Below are 16,880 nucleotides of genomic sequence, written 5' to 3' on the forward strand. Positions count from 1 at the left end.
TTAATCCATATGCGAAGTCACGAACATACTCAAAAAAGCAGCCCCAGTGCGAACTGCTCCATTCGTTAGAAGAGACTAACCTGTTGGATGCAGTTTAACATTTGGGCTGCTCTTTCCTCACTCAAATTGCCGATAACCTTTAGGGATCAACCTTTGCTCTCCTTCACCTAAAACATTTACTTCGCTCCGCTACTCCACACCACGCGCTCGCTCATCGCTTTATGTTGTGCAATCAGACAGAGTTCTGCTGCTTTGAATGCATGTTCTTGTGTCATCGCTGTCTCGGTCCGGTCCAGACAATCGCGAATCAGCTGACCGAAGAACGGATAACCGACCTTGCCCTTCACGCTGTAGCGAAACTCGCCTTCATGGTTTACCAGATAGACCTGATCACCTTCTGGTTCTCTCGCTACATCGATATACTTCCGCAGCTCGATATAACCGTCCGTTCCCAGAATAACGGTACGCCCATCGCCCCATGTGCCCAGACCATCCGGTGTGAACCAGTCCACTCGGAAGTAACCGGAAGCACCGTTATCACCAATCAGAGAAGCTTCGCCGAAGTCTTCCAGCTCCGGGAACTGTGGGTGATTGAAGTTATGTACACGGCTGAACCCAACTTCAGCGTCCGTACATGATGCAAACGTCAGAAATTGTTCGATCTGGTGACTCCCGATATCACAGAGAATGCCGCCATACTGCTCATGCTTGAAGAACCATTCCGGTCGTCCGCCCGCATTCAATCGATGCGGCCCCGTCCCCATAACTTGCACTACTTTGCCGATTGCTCCCTGTTCAATGAGCTGCCCCGCATAGATCGCACTTTCTACATGCAGTCGTTCACTGTAATACACCATGTACTTTTTGCCTGTTCGCTTCACTTCTTCTCGTGCAAGTTTTAATTGCTCCAGCGTGGTGAACGGAGCTTTGTCTGTAAAATAATCCTTGCCTGCGTCCAATACTCTCATGCCAAGCGGCGCACGATCTGAAGTGATCGCTGCACTTGCCACCAGCAACACCTCATCATCTGCGAGCACCTCAGCTTCCGATGCTGCGACTTGAGCCTGTGGGAACTGCTTTCGAAATGCCTCTACCTTCGCCGGGTCCGGATCATACACCCATTTGAGGGTAGCCCCGGCCTCCAACAATCCCCCAACCATGCCGTAGACATGCCCATGATCCAAGGCTACAGCCGCAATGGTGAACTCACCCGGACCACATACCACCTCTTTTGTGACGCTCTTTGGCGCATAAAACATGCCATCTTTAGCCATGTCATCCCATCCCCATTATAAAATTTTTAATAAAATGAATTCGTCTAACAAATCGTCTTTATTTAAACGTCTGACTCAGATCAGCAGGTTGAGCGCCACTGAATGCCTTGTCTTTCTTCGTCGTTGATCCAGCAATGCGTTCCTGCAGATGCTCATAGAATAGATCCTCATCGATCGGCAGATCCACCCAATTATCCGTCCAGGTAGACAGCAGCATCGCGTTCGACAATGTTAATCCGTGTATACCATCCTCACCGGGAGCAATGAGTGGTGCGCCTGTACGAATCGCGTCAACCCAGTTGCGAATTAGGCCAGGGTGACCTGTTTCCACACCCGTAATCGGAATCTCACACTTCCAGCATTCAGGCTGTCCAAAACCTCCGGTAAACCGCTGATTGAATTCAGGCTCTGATTCGCGAAGTCTCCAGAACGTAAGCTTTCCGTCTTCAATAACGATTTTACCTCGGTCACCGTTGACCTCGAATCGATTGGTACCCGGTGCTTCACCTGTTGTGGTTACAAACACACCTGTTGCCCCATTTTCATATTCCACATAAGCTGTTACATCATCTTCCACTTCAATGTTCCGATACTTGCCAAACGAACAGAAAGCACGCATTCGTACCGGCATCATGCCGATGGTCCACTGCCACAGATCCAGTTGATGCGGGTCCTGGTTAATCAGTACACCGCCACCCTCCCCTGCCCAAGTTGCCCGCCAGCCGCCAGAATCATAGTAACTTTGGGATCGGTACCAGTTCGTAATAATCCAATTGGTACGCCGTACCTCACCCAGTTCTCCTGAAGCGATCAAGTCTCTCAGTTTAATATAGAGTGGATTGGTCCGCTGGTTGTACATCATGGAAAAGACTTTACCGCTGGCTGCGGCCGCTTCATTCATCTTGCGTACCTGTTTCGTATATACACCGGCCGGCTTCTCGATCATGACATGCAAGCCATGCTGGAAAGCCTGAATGGCTTGTTCCGGATGATCATAATGCGGCGTTGCAATAATGACTGCATCAATCGTACCTGAAGCCATCATCTGCTCAACATCCTGCCAATAGGTGACCGTTGCCGGAAGATGACTGGATACCCAGCTCTCCATCTCTCTTCTTACATCACATACGGCGACCAGTTCTGCACCGGGTACTTCTCCGGCAACCAACGTTCTGGCATGTGATGCTCCCATATTTCCAATACCAATCACCGCTACTCTTACGATACTCATGACTGCTCCTCCTCGTCCACACGACGCTCAATTTGGGCGAAAACGTCTGCAAAATGCTGTAACATCGCCTTGGATTCCAAGGCACCACTAAAGTCCTCAATTCCGTAGTATCCGTCATACCCAACGGCACGAAGATCCAGCACCATCTGTACCCAATCGATCATGCCTTCAGTCAGCGGCGTCCAGTGACATTTCCAGGCTGTATTCAGATTCACTCCGCTGCTCTTCTCAGTCACATTAGCCTTTTGTGATTCTTTCCCTTCTGCTTCAAACCACCCGGCATTTTTTACATGTACATGAGCCAGATAAGGCCCCAGCAACTCAAGTCCCATCCGATGATTCTCATATCCTTCATGCACCATATTGCCGGGATCGTACAATACACCCACATGCTGTGGGTCCAGTGATTGCACAAGCCGATAGGCCAGCGATGCCGTCGGTGCAATCGTCTGATGATGTGTCTCTACAAGCGCCTTGATGTTGTACTGTTTGGCCAGATCCTGCACTTCACTCAGGTATTGAACGGCTTTACGATACAACTCAGGATAGCTGGTCTTGCGATCATACCCGGGAACACCCACACGCATCATTGATGCTCCCAACCCAACTGCAGCCTGAAACGCCTTCTCTGTGGCAGACAGATCTCCACAGTTCAGATACGGCACCAGTGCGATGGATTTTCTGCCTTGCCCTTCCGCTGCTTCACGGAAAACTGGAATCTGTTCCTGCCAGCGGCTCGGATCTACCGAACATCGATTATTTCTCCAGTAAGAAGGTTCCTCGGATATCGCATCTTCAGGAATTCCGCGGAATCTCCATTCGATTCCATCGATCCCTGCCGCTGCCGCTGCCGATGCCAATTCTTCTGCATTCATATCAGGGGTAGCCACGGTGAATACAGACAGTTTCATCATGATCCATCTCCTTATGTAAACGTATTCATTTTATGTCGTAAAGGCATTGTATCACTCCACTGAACGTCACCATAGGGGGAAACGCCAACAGATGAATGACAGATAACGAACAGGGCATATTCCCCATTCAGAGATAACTTCCCAAGTGACAAAATGACCAAAAAACAAAAAAGACATCCCTGAAACAGAATCTGCCTCTGTTCAAAGATGCCTTTTAGTTTATAGTTAGCAATCCATGCATATCTCTCTAATCCCGGTCAAAGAACACATGTTCAGCCTGTATTTTCCCCTGATCTATGGTCATGATGCCAAATGAATATTGCTTCTGAAAACGCCGATCTGTAGGCGACCCCGGATTAAATACCAGTGTGTTATCGACGGTATGCATCACTGGGATGTGTGAGTGTCCGTAGATCACAGCATCCACATGCTGGCCTGCAAAGGTATGAATTGCATTCTGCTCTGTACCCTTTGACCCTAGATGACCGTGCACAAGACCCAGACGAAGTCCCTCTACCTCTACAATGCGGGAATACCCCAGCTTTTCAGCGATTTCGGACGGGTCTGTATTACCAGCTACCCCTTCAACTGGTGCATACTCACTAAGCAATGGATGTACACTCCAATCCGACCAGTCACCGGCATGAAGAATGAGATCTGCGCTCGGCAATACATCAAGGAGTTGAGTTGGTAACTTGCGTGATTTTCGTGAACAATGCGTGTCGGAGATGACTACAATTTTCATATAACAACCCACCTTTCCTTTACCTCTGATTACAATCTACTCTGACTGCGATGGGACAGCTAACATCTGGGAACTGGAACGTTCCATATCTTCAAGGGTAATGGATGCGAAGAACTGCTCCACCTTGGACTCTGCAACCTGATACAGATTGGTCAAGAGGCTGTCTATATGCAAGCCCACTTCACAATCCGGGTTACAATTGCCGTGAATCGGGAACAATGGACCTTCATCCTTGGCAGCCTGATAGATCATGTCTAATGTAATTTCATTGGATGGCTTCGCCAAATAGAAACCTCTTGTTCCAGGAGAGGAATTCACCAATCCTGCCTTTTTCAGCCCGCCCAGAATCCGTCTGACGACGACAGGGTTGGTATTCACGCTTCCTGCAATATGTGCAGACGTGATTCGTTCAGGCGCGCTGAGTGACAATAACAACAAACAATGCACACTGACCGAAAAATGAGTACTCATGATTAACCACCTTTTTTGAACATTTTAAATATCATTCTAGACATTCTGACATTATTCAGAGAACAGATCCTGTTCGGGACGTGCTCTGATCTTGAGTTGTCGCACACTGTATTCCAGTTGTTTCACAATATCATCCAGCTGTTTGCGATCAATCTTGGTCGGATCTTCCACCGGTTTCGCGGACGACTTGAGATCCCGAATCGTTAACTGCTGTTCTTGCCATTTGTCCATCAGATCTGCAATATTGGCATAGAAACGTTCGTAATCTTTGATGACCAGGTCAAGATAGGCGTCCACCTCATCCGGATCATAACCACGAAGTTTATAATTGAATTGTTTTTCATGAATCGATAACGCATCTAGCTGTACACCCAATTGTTTGAACAATTGTCTTTGTTTATCCAATCTTCGTTTCATATGTTCATCCATATTGACAACCTCCATTATAAGCCAAGCCGTGGTTCCTTTTTCCAGTGAAAAACATACGGCATTTTCTCTCTCTATTTTTTATAACACATAATCCGTCAGATATAAAACGATACGACCCTATTCGTCATGAAAATGATTGCTTTTCATCCGATTCGGGTAAGGACACATACACCCCACAACGGGAAAGGAGCATGTCCTTATGAGTACTTTAACCAAAGATCAACGTCAAGAACTGAAAAACGCCCTTTTGGAGCAACGCGAAAACTTGCAGCGTCATTTTGAATCCAGCATGGAAGACGGTGCTCCGGCCCAGTCGCTGAAAGATTCAACAGGTGAGCTGTCCTCATACGATAACCACCCGGCAGATGCCGGTACGGAAACATTTGAACGCAGCCGTGATCTGGCGATCGACGATACATTAACAGACGAATTCGATCAAGTGAACGACGCATTGGAACGGTTGGAACAAGGTACATACGGAACCTGTGTAACTTGCGGAAAAGATATTCCCTTCGAACGACTTGAGGCTATCCCCTATACCGCTTACTGTATTGATGACACGCCTAATCGGGAGATCAGCAACGATCGGCCCGTTGAAGAAGAAGTAATGACCATGCCTCCGAGTGGCGCTGGAGAAGTAAGACAACGTAACGCCGGCAAGTTTGACAACGCTGATGCCTGGGAAGCGGTCGAAGAATACGGTACATCCAACTCCCCTGCAACTGCAGCCAAACGTGATGTGAAAGACTATGATGAGAACATGTAACGTGGTTATGAACTGGAACGGTTATGCGTCAAAATTGAATTTGATTCAATAGGATACACCACCGTTATCCTGTCTTATCACGCATTAAAAAGCCGCCAATGGCGGCTTTTTCTAGTTTTCTCCAACAACATGGTCTCCCACGTTTGCCGTTACTTGTTTCCAGCGATAACGCTGAACACTTATTCCGCCCGTTATTCTTTCGACTCACTACCTGATATTGCAGAATCCTGCCGTTTAGAATCAGCTCGGGACGTTTTCGAAGTTGATTTGCCCTTACCGGAGGTAGCTTTCTTTTTCTCTTTTGCATCTGTCTTAGACACAGGTATTTTCACTATAGGTTTAGAGAGGGCAGAGAATAACTGAAAGACCTCATGTTCCCCTTGTTGATTCTCTTTTGTTGTATAGGGTTCACAGAGTTTTATGATGTTCTTATACAATTGCTCTACTTCCTCACGGGTTGCATACAGCGTGATGTCCGAGAGAAACATCCGATCTTCGTTTTCCGCCTGATGCATGAATCGCTGACGACTTTGTTCGAACATCTCATTTAATAGTTTGAGCGTTTCAGACCGAAATACCTGTTTCAATGGTGAGTTTTCCTTGTCTTCATCTTCATGACGAAGATGGATCTCTCCGGTAAACGGTTCGTAGTATTTCGCAATAATCCCATTAATCTCCCGCGTGGAAACGATGGTGAGCAGACCGATTTTCTCCAGCTTTTTCACATGATAATGCACTTTGGCTGGTACCTCACCCATCTGATCAGCGATCTCTTTGACTGTAGATGCTCTGCCCTGCTTGTTAAACATATTCATAATCTGAATCCGATACGGATCGGAGTAGATTTTAATTTCTTCAATTGTGGATAGAACTTTGTGCTGCATCCCTGTATCCTCATTTCCGGGGTACCTGTTGCTCATCGATGACTCTATTATACCGCTGTTTCAGGGCTTCGGTCAAAACATCCCAGAGATGACATGCTACATAAAAACGGATAATGATCGCTTCTGAATGTACTTCACAACGCAGTTCGAAAACTTTTGCTAAATAGCAGCATACCTGCTGACATGGCAAGCATAATACCGAAGACGATAAACAGAACAGGCATGGTCATCCAATCTGCAAGTGCTCCCGAAATCAGGCTTCCAAGTGGTGCAACACTCAAGACAAGCATACTCTGAAGGGCATACACTCTGCCTAGCATCTCGGAAGGGGTCACTTCCATAAGATAGGTAGCCAGCGGTGTTGTAGCCAGTGGAATCCCCATTCCCATCAGTAGACAAAAGGCCGCTGCAACCGGCAGTTGGAAGGACGTCATATAAGCTGGGAGTGCCGTCATGGCATAACTCAGACCCAACATGACAATACCGCTGATGACCAGCACACTTTTACGATAATTCGCTCCCCTTTGCGTCAACCACACACCACTAAGCAACATACCTCCCACCATCAGCCCACTGAGTAGACTTAATCCCCAAGCGCCAGCATGCAGCGTTTCAATGACATACGGTGTACGGAGAACATTGAACGGCATCAGGCAGAAATTAACGAAGGCAAACAGGATGGAGACGATTAGCAATAAGGCCTGTTTACGGAGAAAATGAAAGGCTTCCGCCATTTCGGAGAATATACTCTTTTTTTCGGATCGAAGAGAATGTATTTCAGTTGATGTCTCATTTTCACTGTTAGCAGATGTTGATACTCCAGGGTAGCCTACTCGGCTCATAATTAAAGCACTTAGCGCAAACAACCCCGCATCTACCAAGATCGTCCATGCAATGCCTATTGAAGCAATGAGTGCACCCGCCACTGCAAGTCCTGCGAGTTCTGCCACTCTGGTTGCGGAAGACGACATGGCATTACCGGAGAGCAGCATCGATTGGGGAAGCAATCTGGGCACACTGGACACTTCCGCAGGAGTAGTGAAGCATTCCAGCAAAGAGTTCAGAATCGTGATGACAAACAGATGCCACACTTCGAGTTGACCCAGTCCGAACAATAGGGCTGTAATCCCAACGAATAAACCGCGACCCGTATTGGTAATCACAATCACTTTTTTGGGAGACATGCGATCAACCAAAGCACCGGCGAAAAGACCCAGGAGGATATTAGGTAAGAAATTCACCGCCAGCAACGTACCCATCAACACTTTCGAACCGGTCAGAATATACACCATCCAGCTGTATGCAATCGAATCAATGGAATCACCAAATCTGGATACAACTCTACTGAGCATAAATTGCATATAGGGCCTGATTCGTATTAACTCACCTATACCTTGTTTGCCAACTGCTGTACTATCGTTCATGACTTTCCACTCCCTAACGTTAAAATATTTTTCATGTTAATTTTATTTTAACGTACATTATGCAGAAATCAATACCTCCGTGAAAATAATTTTAACGACAATTAAGTAAAGTAAAAAACTCGCTCTTCTTTCAGATGATTCGTAATCAACACAAAGAATTTTTTAACAACCTTTTTGGACAACCTCTATAACACAAAAAAAACAGACCACATGTGGTCTGCTCGGCTGGACGGATTATATTTGAACTGCCTTCATTTTCTGCCTACTTCTCAACAGTTAATTGAAACTCAGACTGCTCAGCCTGTACCTCCAACATCAAATCACGTACCCGGTCTGCTTCATTCCCCAGTCGTTCTTCGCTAATTCGGTAGTTGGTCCATTTTAACTCAAGTGGAAGTTCAATCGTACCCGTCAGGCAATCCCACAATGCATCGAGATTACCGCCATAAAAATCCGGCAGAGCCAGCTTTTCCTTTAATTGATGATGAAGCTCAGCACTACTCGCAAAGTCTTCTCCATCCAGAATCACAATATTCATGACTGCCCCTTCCTCTATTTTAAACGTGTAAATGATGCATAATGATCTGTCGTTTTGTAGATGAGTCCATCATTGGAATACACAATGCGATCCGAATTACGGAAGCCGGAAGTATAGTTGATATCCGCTTCGCGCCATGTCCGTCCGTTCGCTGCTGGCAGAAGCCCTTCCCGATTGCCGAATGTGTCTCCGCCGATGCTTTTCCCAGGAGCGACGACAGCCAAGTTTCCTTGTGAAGCTACCCAGCCGAGTCCTGTTGCCTGTGATTTGGTAATAAAGTTACATGGTAACGTTCCGTTTGCACTCAAATAGTTTGCTACACCCGTAAACGTATTGATGATGGTACATGTTGCAGCAGATGCCTTCTGCTGTGGGGCTGAAGTGAACTGTGAACCTGTCAAGAAAACGAACGTTAACAACAATGCCAGTAAAGCGGTTGATAGTAGTTTTTTCATCAATCCTGCCTCCCGATCCTCATAGTAGATGAACGTTGCCACATATGCATTGTGCAAGCTGTAACTGTCTAGTTATACGTTCTGCTAGATTATAGTAAACAAGTCATCCCATGACTATTTATATCACATGATTTTGGTATAAATATCAAATGAATACGATTTAATTGTAAAATATTATAATTCTAACATTTTAAGATAGAAAAAAGACTCTCATCCTGAAGATGGAGTCTGCATTTTCTAGTATGTTTGGTCTGGTACGAATTGGTCTAATCGATCAGCTGCACACGTTGACGAGTTCGCGCCGATTCCAGGCACGCATCAATGACACGCATGTTCTGAATGGTATTTTCCGGACTGAAAGGCAAAGCCTCTCCTTCAAGTGCAGCTGCTGCGAACGTCTCTACCTGAAGCACATAGGAATTCGATACCGATACACGTTCCTCACGACTGACCGAATCCGTGTGCACAATAATCTGAGGTGGAATATCGCTGTTCTCCCAGCCAAACACTTTTGGCAGTTCAATTCGCCCTTCCGTCCCGAGAATCTCCATCTCCGCTCGTCCTGAAGCCCACATGCCGCAGTCAAAAGTTAAGGCTACCGAATTCGGAAACTCTATTAGTCCCGATGCCATCATATCAACGCCATCATGCTCGTCCGAGAATAGCGCGTGTACCGTCACCGCTTCCGGTTCCTGTCCCAGATACATCCGGGCGGCCGAGATCGGATACACGCCAAGATCGAATAATGATCCGCCGCCCATCTCTCTTTTGAACCTTACATTCTCCTTATCATCAGCGGTATTACAAGTAAAGTTGCCATGGATGGCTCTGACGATGCCAATCTCTCCACTAGCTATAATCTCTTGCACACGTCTGTGCTTGGGATGATATCGATACATAATCGCTTCTGCAAAAAGAACGCCATGCTGGTGACATACCTCTATCATTTCTGCCGATTCATCTGCATTCAGGGCTGCTGGTTTCTCGCATAACACGTGTTTGCCGGCCTGTGCAGCTTTGATGGTCCATTCTTTGTGCATATGGTTAGGTAGAGGAATATAGACGGCTTCAATGTCCGGATCAGAGATGAGTTCTTCGTAACTGCCATACGATCTGGCAATGTCGAGTTCTTCGGCAAGGGTTTCCGCCTTTTCTTTGCTACGGCTGGCAATCGCCAGCACCTCACCACGTTCGGACTGCTGGATCGCCGGAATGACTGCATTTTTGGCAATGGTTGACGTACCGAGTACACCCCACTGTAACTGTCTATTCATGCTCATCTTCCTTTCGTACCGTAATTGTCCTCTTCTGCCTTGTGTAACATGCCTAGACAACGATCCAGATCTGTTTTGACCTGTTTCTTGTATAATTCGGCTTTCTCCGCACCATCATCCGTAAAATGATATAAAACGATTTCCTGAAAATCGACCTTCGGATCGTTACCCTTCAGCTTCTTCGTGCGATAAAATACACCCTGCTGTACCAATTCATGTAATGCCCGATATACCTCGCTCTGGGGTGGTACATAACCGTAGTCTTTGAATTCCTGCTTCATCTCCTCCAGCATCTCGTAACCATATCCCCTGTGCTGTTCAACCATCGTAATCAGATACAGCTTGATAAATGCCCGCTGTGCAATCATAAAAGCCACGTTCATTCCCCTCCTGTCAGAACCTATATATCTAGTATTATAAAACTTATGTTCGGGTTCTGCCATCTTTCTCCGCTTTGCCTCCCTTTTATCCATCTTCAAGGAGGGCGAGCAAGAAATCGTATGAATACGTACCAACATAGAGGAAGCACGGAAAAAAGTTTTCTGTTGTGAATTTTTCAGGTAATGAAATTTTAATTTTTATTCAAAAGAATCAATTTCATAATACCTTTAGCTGCTTCAATCAAGGCTGGATATAGATCGAAACGGTTCAATTTGTCTATATCCAGTTACAGAATTTCATTTTTAGTGAGTTATGAAATTGATTCAAAAGTTTGTTTATTTCAGGATTCAGGGAGTCGTGTAATCCAATTTTAATTACAAGAAAAACTGTGCAAAAGCTGTAATATCTGTGCTCCTGGGTTTTGTGCTCCTTGTTCCTATACTTCCGTACACATGTACACTTTTGTACAGCTATTGTAAACTATTATGAATTTTTCATATGTTGATGGATTCATTTGTTACGTGAAGATTTAGGTACGGTTCCCACAATCCATTTGCCCCAGCTTACCCGAGAGATAAGCCATGTCAGTACACAGGATAATGTGAGAGCCAACAACCAGGTAATGATCATTCGGACGACAGGGTTCCAGCCCATGGCAACATAAAACAGTTCATCCGGAATATAGCTATACCGCAGCATCAACATATGCATCAGATATCCGCCATACGATACACCACCAATCCATCCCAGCAATCGTGTAACCCTAAGGTTACGCAGTTTGCCGGCCAGCTGGTACATGACCATAATCGAAGCAATCAGAAAGAGCGCCATATCAGGCCGGATCAGGCTGACCGTGTAGAATGTAATTTTGATTCCCTCCGGCTTCTGAAACTCCAGCATTAATAAATATGTAAACCGAAGACCCAGCACGATAAACACCGTCCAATATACCCAGCGTAACCGATGAATCCATTCATTCCAGTGCTGGACAGATAACCCCGCAGCTGCACCAAGCACAAAATAAATAAAGAAATAGAGGAAATTACGGTCTGCATACGTTGTAAAAGCATCTGTCAGTACCGGAATATTCAGCCAGCCCATGAATTTGGCAATGTTGCCTAATTGATCTGCGAGCACCAGATACACAACGCCCGAAATCAGCAGAGCGATCATACGCCCCTTGGCCTCGTAGCGGTTATATACATAACGAATGGCTCGCAAGAAGAGCGGAAATAACAGATAAAACTGGATCAGCATAATAATGTACCAAAAGTGTGAAGTTGTTTTGCCAGTAATCAGCTTCAGGCCTAAGTCTGGGATGTCATTCCATCCAAATCCCGTCCAGCCCCGTGGTGCTAGTGTAAAGTAAATAAGTGACCAGATGAGATAAGGCACGATGACGTCGGTTACTCTTTTTCTCATAAACTTGCCGTAATGCAGCTTGTCTCCCGTGTTATAAAAAAGTACCATTCCTGTTATGAATATGAACAAAGGAACTGCAAATTTGGAGAGCATCAGCAGTATGGCCAATAACACGCCATCCTCCAGTTTCGTTTCCGGTACCAGAGAGTAATGTGCGATGGAATGCTGGAGAACCACTGCTGCAAAAGCCAGTCCCCTTAAGCTCTCGATTTCTGTAATTCGTTCTCTGCGAGGCATACATTCAGCCGTCCTTTCTTGGTTTTACGATAAGAGATATAATGAAATGAAGCCGTATATCTGATGAACGGGGTGATTCACATTTCTATAGCTGACAAGGACATCGCCACGATCGACTCCAAATATGTTCAGCAGCATCTGGCTAACGAACGAACCTTTCTGGCCTGGGTTCGCACCGGCATTGCCATGGCGGGTATTGGTTTTCTTGCTGCCGGATTTGGCTTTAACTCCTCGGCGTATGATCGTCTTGCACACATTGCCGCAATCATTACAGGTATCACTTCTCTGGTTGGCGGCATATCCATCATTGTGTATTCGGCAGCAGCCTATCATCGGAAGCGTACACAAATCAATGAGCAAACGTATCAGGCGTCGACCGGATTAATTCGTTTTCTGACCATGATGCTACTGGTGATTGGGCTCGCTTTGGCTGTACTGCTCTATGTATTGTTATTCCCTGCCTGACTGGGTAAAAACACCATTCGCCATTATTGATGCCCAAATGTCACACAGGGACAAAAGCCGGCTTCCCTTAAGGAAACCGGCTAATGACCATCTGGTGGATCATATATGTCATTCCATTTACAGGTATTATGTCATTGAGTTCTATTACATATCAACCGAATCTGTGAAACGATTACAGGAATGTATTGTTACCGAATCGCGTTGCCTTGTTTTGGGCTTCCAATCTGCGTTCTTCCATATCCAGGTCCGGGCGTTCGGCAGCCACATCTCCGCCATGGACTTGGGCTCTCTCCCGATTATACTGGCTGTTGCTGCTGAACACATCATACACATCCGTGTCCCGATCCGTAGAGTCTACGAGCAACAGGATTTTGCCATTCTGTACATACTCCTCATACTGTTTGGCATCCTCTTCCGGAATACCGAGACCAACCAGTCCACCCACCAATCCGCCAGCTCCTGCACCCACAGCTGCACCGGTAAATGCTGCTGCGATAGGGCCTGCGGCAAGAATTGGTCCTATGCCGGGTATGGCCAGTGCACCGATACCTGCGAGCAGGCCGGCTACCCCACCAAGTACACCACCTGTTGCTGCACCCGCAGCCACGCCTTCAGGGGCTTTCGTACCCGTCTCTTCCCGAATCGCCTTCAGTTCATCCCGATCCTGCGTAACAACAGAGATTTCGTCTGAAGTGAATCCTTGTGCTTTCAGACCCTCGATAGCCTGAGATGCTTCACGTTCTGTATTAAACACACCTACGATTTTCTTCTGCATAGTGAATCCCTCCTCATCTTATTGAGTGGTTCGCTATGTTATTACCCGCCTTGTTTTCTTTCAAACGCTTGCAAGTCAATATAATATGTGTGGATATCAATTAATTGCTGAGTTTCATTCCTTTTCATGCCTCATCAGGATGTGCCTTCAAACTCAGGCATGTGATACATTTTCAGGCATGCTCTACGTTGAAGGACGTGGGCGTCCAAACATCTTGAAGTATAGGCTGGCTGATCCTGGTGAATTATCCAGACGATTTTCTAAGGAACCGAGGACGTCTGATTTAGCCTTCGGGTCCTCATTTTATTTTGTAAGGAACCTGAGACACGTTATTTACCAAAATCACCTGACGAACACGCTGTTAACGGCTGGGTTTTCCAAAATAGCGTGTTTCAGATTCCTTAGATTTCTGCGGACGCTTCAAATCGCTGAATAAGACGTCACAGGTTCGTTAGCGCTCCCGCTGTTCAGCAGAGTCTGTGCCTGATGAAGCTCCCTTGGGAAACCACATAGTTGATATCTGAAAAAACGAAGTCATCGAGCTAATAACCCCGTGGTTTGGCCCGATTTGTGGCGACCGCTTCAAGGGGATTATCCGGCCAATAGTGCTTCGGATATCGACCTTTCAGATCTTTTTTGACGTCAAAATATGTCTCTCGCCAGAAATTGGACAAGTCTCTTGTAACCTGTACAGGTCGCTGCGCCGGTGATAATAAGTGGATGGTCAATGGAACTCGCCCACCAGCTATACGCGGTGTCTCCTGTTGTCCAAACATCTCCTGAAGTCTAACCGCCAGCGCAGGGTCCTCCGGTCGGCTGTAGTCTACGGGAATTCGGGAACCACTTGGCACCTGTATATGCGTCGGCGCTTCATCGTCCAGTTGTTGTCGCTGATTCCAGCTCAGTCCACCGAGCAATACATCATGCATCGACAATCTCTTCAGGTCCGCTACCGATCGCATGCCTGTCAGATAAGGGGCAAGATGTTCTGCCAGTTCTTCGGTCAGATCATCTTCGATCAGGTCAGGCCACTCAGGTAGATGAAGATGCAGGAACCGCAGCCTGTCCGCAAGTTGTCTGGATGTTTTTGTCCAAGGCAGACAATCCAGCCCTTCCATTCCTATTCCCGTTATCAGTGCTTCCAGCACCAGATCTTCAGGTGGCTGTGCAATACTGCTCTCTTTAATCACAAGGGCTCCAATACGAAGTCTCTTGTGTGCTCGCACACTGCGGGTATTGGAATCCCAGGCCACTTCCACTTCATTGTTCATCAGGTGCTGACCTGCCTGCAACAATGTCTGCTCCTGCAACGGCGCAGCCAGCAGGATGCGCGCATCTGCGCCCTGGTCGTCTGCCTCGGCTGCGACCAGATACGATGAACGGCTCAGCGATTCTGTCGCTGCGAGCCGTACGCCGCGGCCGCTGCTCAGCAGATAGCGGCCGTCCTCCCGGCGTTGCCCGATCCGGTCCGGATAGGCGAAGGACAGCAACAATCCGCAGCTGTCCTCATCCGGCCGCACCGGATCGGCCGCCGGGCCGAGCGCCGAGCGCAGCTGGCGGCTCTCCTGGAGCATGCGCCGCACGGCCGCGCCGTCTGCGACAGCCGCCGCCGCTTGCGGCATGCCGCTGCTGTCCGCGGTCAGCAGCGCTTCCACGCGCGGGCGGAGGTCCGTGCCCGCGCCTGCACTGCCACTGCTGCGGAGGCCGGCAGGCTCCTGCAGCAGTGCCGCCAGCATGCTGGCGTAGCTGGCCAGCCCAAGCTCCGCCGCGCGGAGCAGCATGCTGGCCAGTCGCGGATGCACGCCAAGCGTGTTCATCCGCCGCCCGAAGGGCGTGATGCGGCCTGCGTCGTCCAGGCCGCCCAGCTGGCGCAGCAGCGCCTGTGCCTGGCCGTAGGCGGCGTCAGGCGGGGTGTCCAGCCATTGCAGCTCTGCTGGGGACTGAACACCCCAGACGGCAAGCTCCAGCGCCAGCGGCGCAAGATCCGCGGAGGTGATCTCCGGGCGAGCTGCCTCAGGCAGTCCCCCATGAACCTCTTCGCTCCATAGCCGGTAACACACCCCCGGGGCAATTCGCCCTGCACGACCCCGCCGTTGATCGGCTGACGCCTTGGACACCGGCAGGGTGACAAGTCGGCTCATGCCCGTGCGCGGCGAGAATGCCGATGCTCGGCTCAGCCCTGCGTCCACCACAATCTTAACTCCAGCGAGTGTGAGACTGGATTCCGCAATGGAGGTGGACAGTACAACTTTGCGCGCCCCCTCAGGGGCCGGGCGTATGGCCTCATCCTGTTGTTCCACTGGCATACTGCCATACAGGGAATGAACTTTCACATGCGCAGGAAGAGAAGCGTTTAATAACTCTCGCTCTGTACGGTGTATCTCTCTTGTGCCAGGAAGGAAAACAAGCACGTCTCCCTCCTGCTCAGCTAATGCCCTGGTCACCGTCTGAGCCGTGAATTGTTCCAACTGCATAGCTGCCGGTCTAGGCACATATCGTGTTTCCACCGGAAACGTGCGACCCGGACAATGAATTGATTTTGTGCCTTCACCTAGCAATGCACAGACCGGAACAGGATCAAGGGTCGCCGACATCACCAGCAATTTCAGATCTGGACGTAACATCGCTCGCGATTCCAAGGCCAGAGCCAGACCCAAATCCCCGTGTAGATGACGCTCATGGAATTCATCAAATATAATCATTGCCGTGTCCTCAAGTCCCTGATCCTGCTGCAACATCCGGGTCAACACGCCTTCCGTCACAACTTCAATACGTGTTGCCTGACTCACCCGTGTATCCATGCGTACACGATACCCTATGGTTTGCCCGGCTTTTTCCCCTAGTGTAGCCGCCAATCTCGATGCAGCTGAACGCGCGGCCAGCCTTCGGGGTTCCAGCATAATGATTTTCCTTCCCGCAACCCACGGTTCCTCCAGCAAAGCCAGCGGTACAACAGTCGTTTTTCCCGCACCCGGTTCTGCAATTAACACACCTGTATCTTGATCCCGAAATAACTGCTTTAACTCCGGAATAATCTCTTGTATCGGTAACTCTATATGCATATGATCGCTCCTAATAAATGTACCCTACTACTCTTCAGCCTCAGTATTCGAATGTTAGCATTATAACAAAAAAAGCCGTCCCAGAGGAACGACTATCGCAGACATACTTATTTCAGCAAAAATAAAATTGATC

17 protein-coding genes are annotated in these 16,880 nt (G+C 48.0%); 2 read left to right on the forward strand and 15 right to left on the reverse strand.

What is annotated here, in order from left to right; all coding sequences use genetic code 11:
• Positions 1–176: 176 nt before the first annotated feature.
• The 6 genes from HF638_RS00230 to HF638_RS00255 form a co-directional block, all read right to left on the reverse strand.
• Positions 177–1,274 carry a Gfo/Idh/MocA family protein gene (locus HF638_RS00230; protein ID WP_169478400.1) on the reverse strand — a complete coding sequence of 366 codons (1,098 nt, stop codon included), beginning with the start codon at positions 1,272–1,274 and terminating at the stop codon, positions 177–179.
• 58 nt (positions 1,275–1,332) lie between these two features.
• Positions 1,333–2,505 (reverse strand): Gfo/Idh/MocA family protein, encoded by a 1,173-nt coding sequence (locus tag HF638_RS00235; protein WP_169478401.1) that lies wholly within the window; start codon positions 2,503–2,505, stop codon positions 1,333–1,335.
• Positions 2,502–3,416 carry a sugar phosphate isomerase/epimerase family protein gene (locus HF638_RS00240; protein ID WP_169479108.1) on the reverse strand — a complete coding sequence of 305 codons (915 nt, stop codon included), beginning with the start codon at positions 3,414–3,416 and terminating at the stop codon, positions 2,502–2,504. Before HF638_RS00240 ends, HF638_RS00235 begins: the two co-directional genes overlap by 4 nt.
• A gap of 250 nt (positions 3,417–3,666) precedes the next feature.
• The gene (locus HF638_RS00245) at positions 3,667–4,164 is read right to left on the reverse strand and encodes a metallophosphoesterase family protein (protein ID WP_169478402.1); all 498 of its coding nucleotides are present in this window, start codon (positions 4,162–4,164) and stop codon (positions 3,667–3,669) included.
• 36 nt (positions 4,165–4,200) lie between these two features.
• Positions 4,201–4,635: an Rrf2 family transcriptional regulator gene (locus tag HF638_RS00250; protein WP_169478403.1), complete on the reverse strand. Its 435-nt coding sequence runs from the start codon at positions 4,633–4,635 to the stop codon at positions 4,201–4,203.
• Between the two features lie 51 nt (positions 4,636–4,686).
• Positions 4,687–5,064: a DivIVA domain-containing protein gene (locus HF638_RS00255; RefSeq protein ID WP_024630343.1), complete on the reverse strand. Its 378-nt coding sequence runs from the start codon at positions 5,062–5,064 to the stop codon at positions 4,687–4,689.
• A gap of 199 nt (positions 5,065–5,263) precedes the next feature.
• Between HF638_RS00255 and HF638_RS00260 the strand changes: the two genes are divergently transcribed.
• Complete coding sequence (locus tag HF638_RS00260) at positions 5,264–5,830, forward strand: TraR/DksA C4-type zinc finger protein (RefSeq protein WP_169478404.1); 567 nt, start codon at positions 5,264–5,266, stop codon at positions 5,828–5,830.
• Positions 5,831–6,021: 191 nt separating this feature from the next.
• Here the strand turns inward: HF638_RS00260 and HF638_RS00265 are convergent, their stop codons facing one another.
• The 7 genes from HF638_RS00265 to HF638_RS00295 all read right to left on the reverse strand — a co-directional run bounded on the left by HF638_RS00265 (position 6,022) and on the right by HF638_RS00295 (position 12,445).
• On the reverse strand, positions 6,022–6,714 hold the full coding sequence (locus tag HF638_RS00265) for an ArsR/SmtB family transcription factor (protein ID WP_169478405.1): 693 nt from the start codon (positions 6,712–6,714) through the stop codon (positions 6,022–6,024).
• 134 nt (positions 6,715–6,848) lie between these two features.
• On the reverse strand, positions 6,849–8,138 hold the full coding sequence (locus tag HF638_RS00270; RefSeq protein ID WP_169478406.1) for an MFS transporter: 1,290 nt from the start codon (positions 8,136–8,138) through the stop codon (positions 6,849–6,851).
• A gap of 262 nt (positions 8,139–8,400) precedes the next feature.
• Positions 8,401–8,676, reverse strand: a complete 276-nt coding sequence (locus tag HF638_RS00275) for a barstar family protein (RefSeq protein WP_169478407.1) — start codon at positions 8,674–8,676, stop codon at positions 8,401–8,403.
• Between the two features lie 14 nt (positions 8,677–8,690).
• Positions 8,691–9,131 carry a ribonuclease gene (locus HF638_RS00280; RefSeq protein WP_169478408.1) on the reverse strand — a complete coding sequence of 147 codons (441 nt, stop codon included), beginning with the start codon at positions 9,129–9,131 and terminating at the stop codon, positions 8,691–8,693.
• A gap of 266 nt (positions 9,132–9,397) precedes the next feature.
• A complete protein-coding gene (locus HF638_RS00285) occupies positions 9,398–10,405 on the reverse strand; it encodes a Gfo/Idh/MocA family protein (RefSeq protein WP_169478409.1) in 1,008 nt (335 codons plus the stop codon).
• A 2-nt stretch (positions 10,406–10,407) separates the two neighbouring features.
• Positions 10,408–10,782: a helix-turn-helix transcriptional regulator gene (locus HF638_RS00290; protein WP_169478410.1), complete on the reverse strand. Its 375-nt coding sequence runs from the start codon at positions 10,780–10,782 to the stop codon at positions 10,408–10,410.
• A 514-nt stretch (positions 10,783–11,296) separates the two neighbouring features.
• Positions 11,297–12,445, reverse strand: a complete 1,149-nt coding sequence (locus HF638_RS00295; protein ID WP_169478411.1) for an acyltransferase — start codon at positions 12,443–12,445, stop codon at positions 11,297–11,299.
• Between the two features lie 63 nt (positions 12,446–12,508).
• Here HF638_RS00295 and HF638_RS00300 point away from each other — a divergent pair, with 63 nt between their 5' ends.
• The gene (locus HF638_RS00300; RefSeq protein ID WP_169478412.1) at positions 12,509–12,910 is read left to right on the forward strand and encodes a YidH family protein; all 402 of its coding nucleotides are present in this window, start codon (positions 12,509–12,511) and stop codon (positions 12,908–12,910) included.
• Positions 12,911–13,082: 172 nt separating this feature from the next.
• Here HF638_RS00300 and HF638_RS00305 read toward each other — a convergent pair whose 3' ends face one another.
• Together HF638_RS00305 and hrpB are read right to left on the reverse strand one after the other, a co-directional pair.
• Positions 13,083–13,685 carry a general stress protein gene (locus HF638_RS00305; RefSeq protein ID WP_169478413.1) on the reverse strand — a complete coding sequence of 201 codons (603 nt, stop codon included), beginning with the start codon at positions 13,683–13,685 and terminating at the stop codon, positions 13,083–13,085.
• Positions 13,686–14,227: 542 nt separating this feature from the next.
• Positions 14,228–16,747, reverse strand: a complete 2,520-nt coding sequence (gene hrpB / locus HF638_RS00310) for an ATP-dependent helicase HrpB (protein WP_169478414.1) — start codon at positions 16,745–16,747, stop codon at positions 14,228–14,230.
• Positions 16,748–16,880: the final 133 nt, after the last annotated feature.

The organism is Paenibacillus sp. SZ31, from assembly GCF_012912005.1.
In the GTDB taxonomy this organism is placed as follows: domain Bacteria; phylum Bacillota; class Bacilli; order Paenibacillales; family Paenibacillaceae; genus Paenibacillus.

Excerpts from the sequence above, each read along its gene's own strand:
- HF638_RS00270 (WP_169478406.1), bottom strand. The coding sequence starts at position 8,138 with ATGAACGATAGTACAGCAGTTGGCAAACAAGGTATAGGTGAGTTAATA.
- HF638_RS00295 (WP_169478411.1), bottom strand. The coding sequence starts at position 12,445 with ATGCCTCGCAGAGAACGAATTACAGAAATCGAGAGCTTAAGGGGACTG.
- HF638_RS00285 (WP_169478409.1), bottom strand. The coding sequence starts at position 10,405 with ATGAATAGACAGTTACAGTGGGGTGTACTCGGTACGTCAACCATTGCC.
- HF638_RS00305 (WP_169478413.1), bottom strand. The coding sequence starts at position 13,685 with ATGCAGAAGAAAATCGTAGGTGTGTTTAATACAGAACGTGAAGCATCT.
- HF638_RS00260 (WP_169478404.1), top strand. The coding sequence starts at position 5,264 with ATGAGTACTTTAACCAAAGATCAACGTCAAGAACTGAAAAACGCCCTT.
- HF638_RS00255 (WP_024630343.1), bottom strand. The coding sequence starts at position 5,064 with ATGGATGAACATATGAAACGAAGATTGGATAAACAAAGACAATTGTTC.
- HF638_RS00265 (WP_169478405.1), bottom strand. The coding sequence starts at position 6,714 with ATGCAGCACAAAGTTCTATCCACAATTGAAGAAATTAAAATCTACTCC.
- HF638_RS00300 (WP_169478412.1), top strand. The coding sequence starts at position 12,509 with ATGAACGGGGTGATTCACATTTCTATAGCTGACAAGGACATCGCCACG.
- HF638_RS00230 (WP_169478400.1), bottom strand. The coding sequence starts at position 1,274 with ATGGCTAAAGATGGCATGTTTTATGCGCCAAAGAGCGTCACAAAAGAG.
- hrpB (WP_169478414.1), bottom strand. The coding sequence starts at position 16,747 with ATGCATATAGAGTTACCGATACAAGAGATTATTCCGGAGTTAAAGCAG.
- HF638_RS00275 (WP_169478407.1), bottom strand. The coding sequence starts at position 8,676 with ATGAATATTGTGATTCTGGATGGAGAAGACTTTGCGAGTAGTGCTGAG.
- HF638_RS00245 (WP_169478402.1), bottom strand. The coding sequence starts at position 4,164 with ATGAAAATTGTAGTCATCTCCGACACGCATTGTTCACGAAAATCACGC.
- HF638_RS00240 (WP_169479108.1), bottom strand. The coding sequence starts at position 3,416 with ATGAAACTGTCTGTATTCACCGTGGCTACCCCTGATATGAATGCAGAA.
- HF638_RS00235 (WP_169478401.1), bottom strand. The coding sequence starts at position 2,505 with ATGAGTATCGTAAGAGTAGCGGTGATTGGTATTGGAAATATGGGAGCA.
- HF638_RS00280 (WP_169478408.1), bottom strand. The coding sequence starts at position 9,131 with ATGAAAAAACTACTATCAACCGCTTTACTGGCATTGTTGTTAACGTTC.
- HF638_RS00250 (WP_169478403.1), bottom strand. The coding sequence starts at position 4,635 with ATGAGTACTCATTTTTCGGTCAGTGTGCATTGTTTGTTGTTATTGTCA.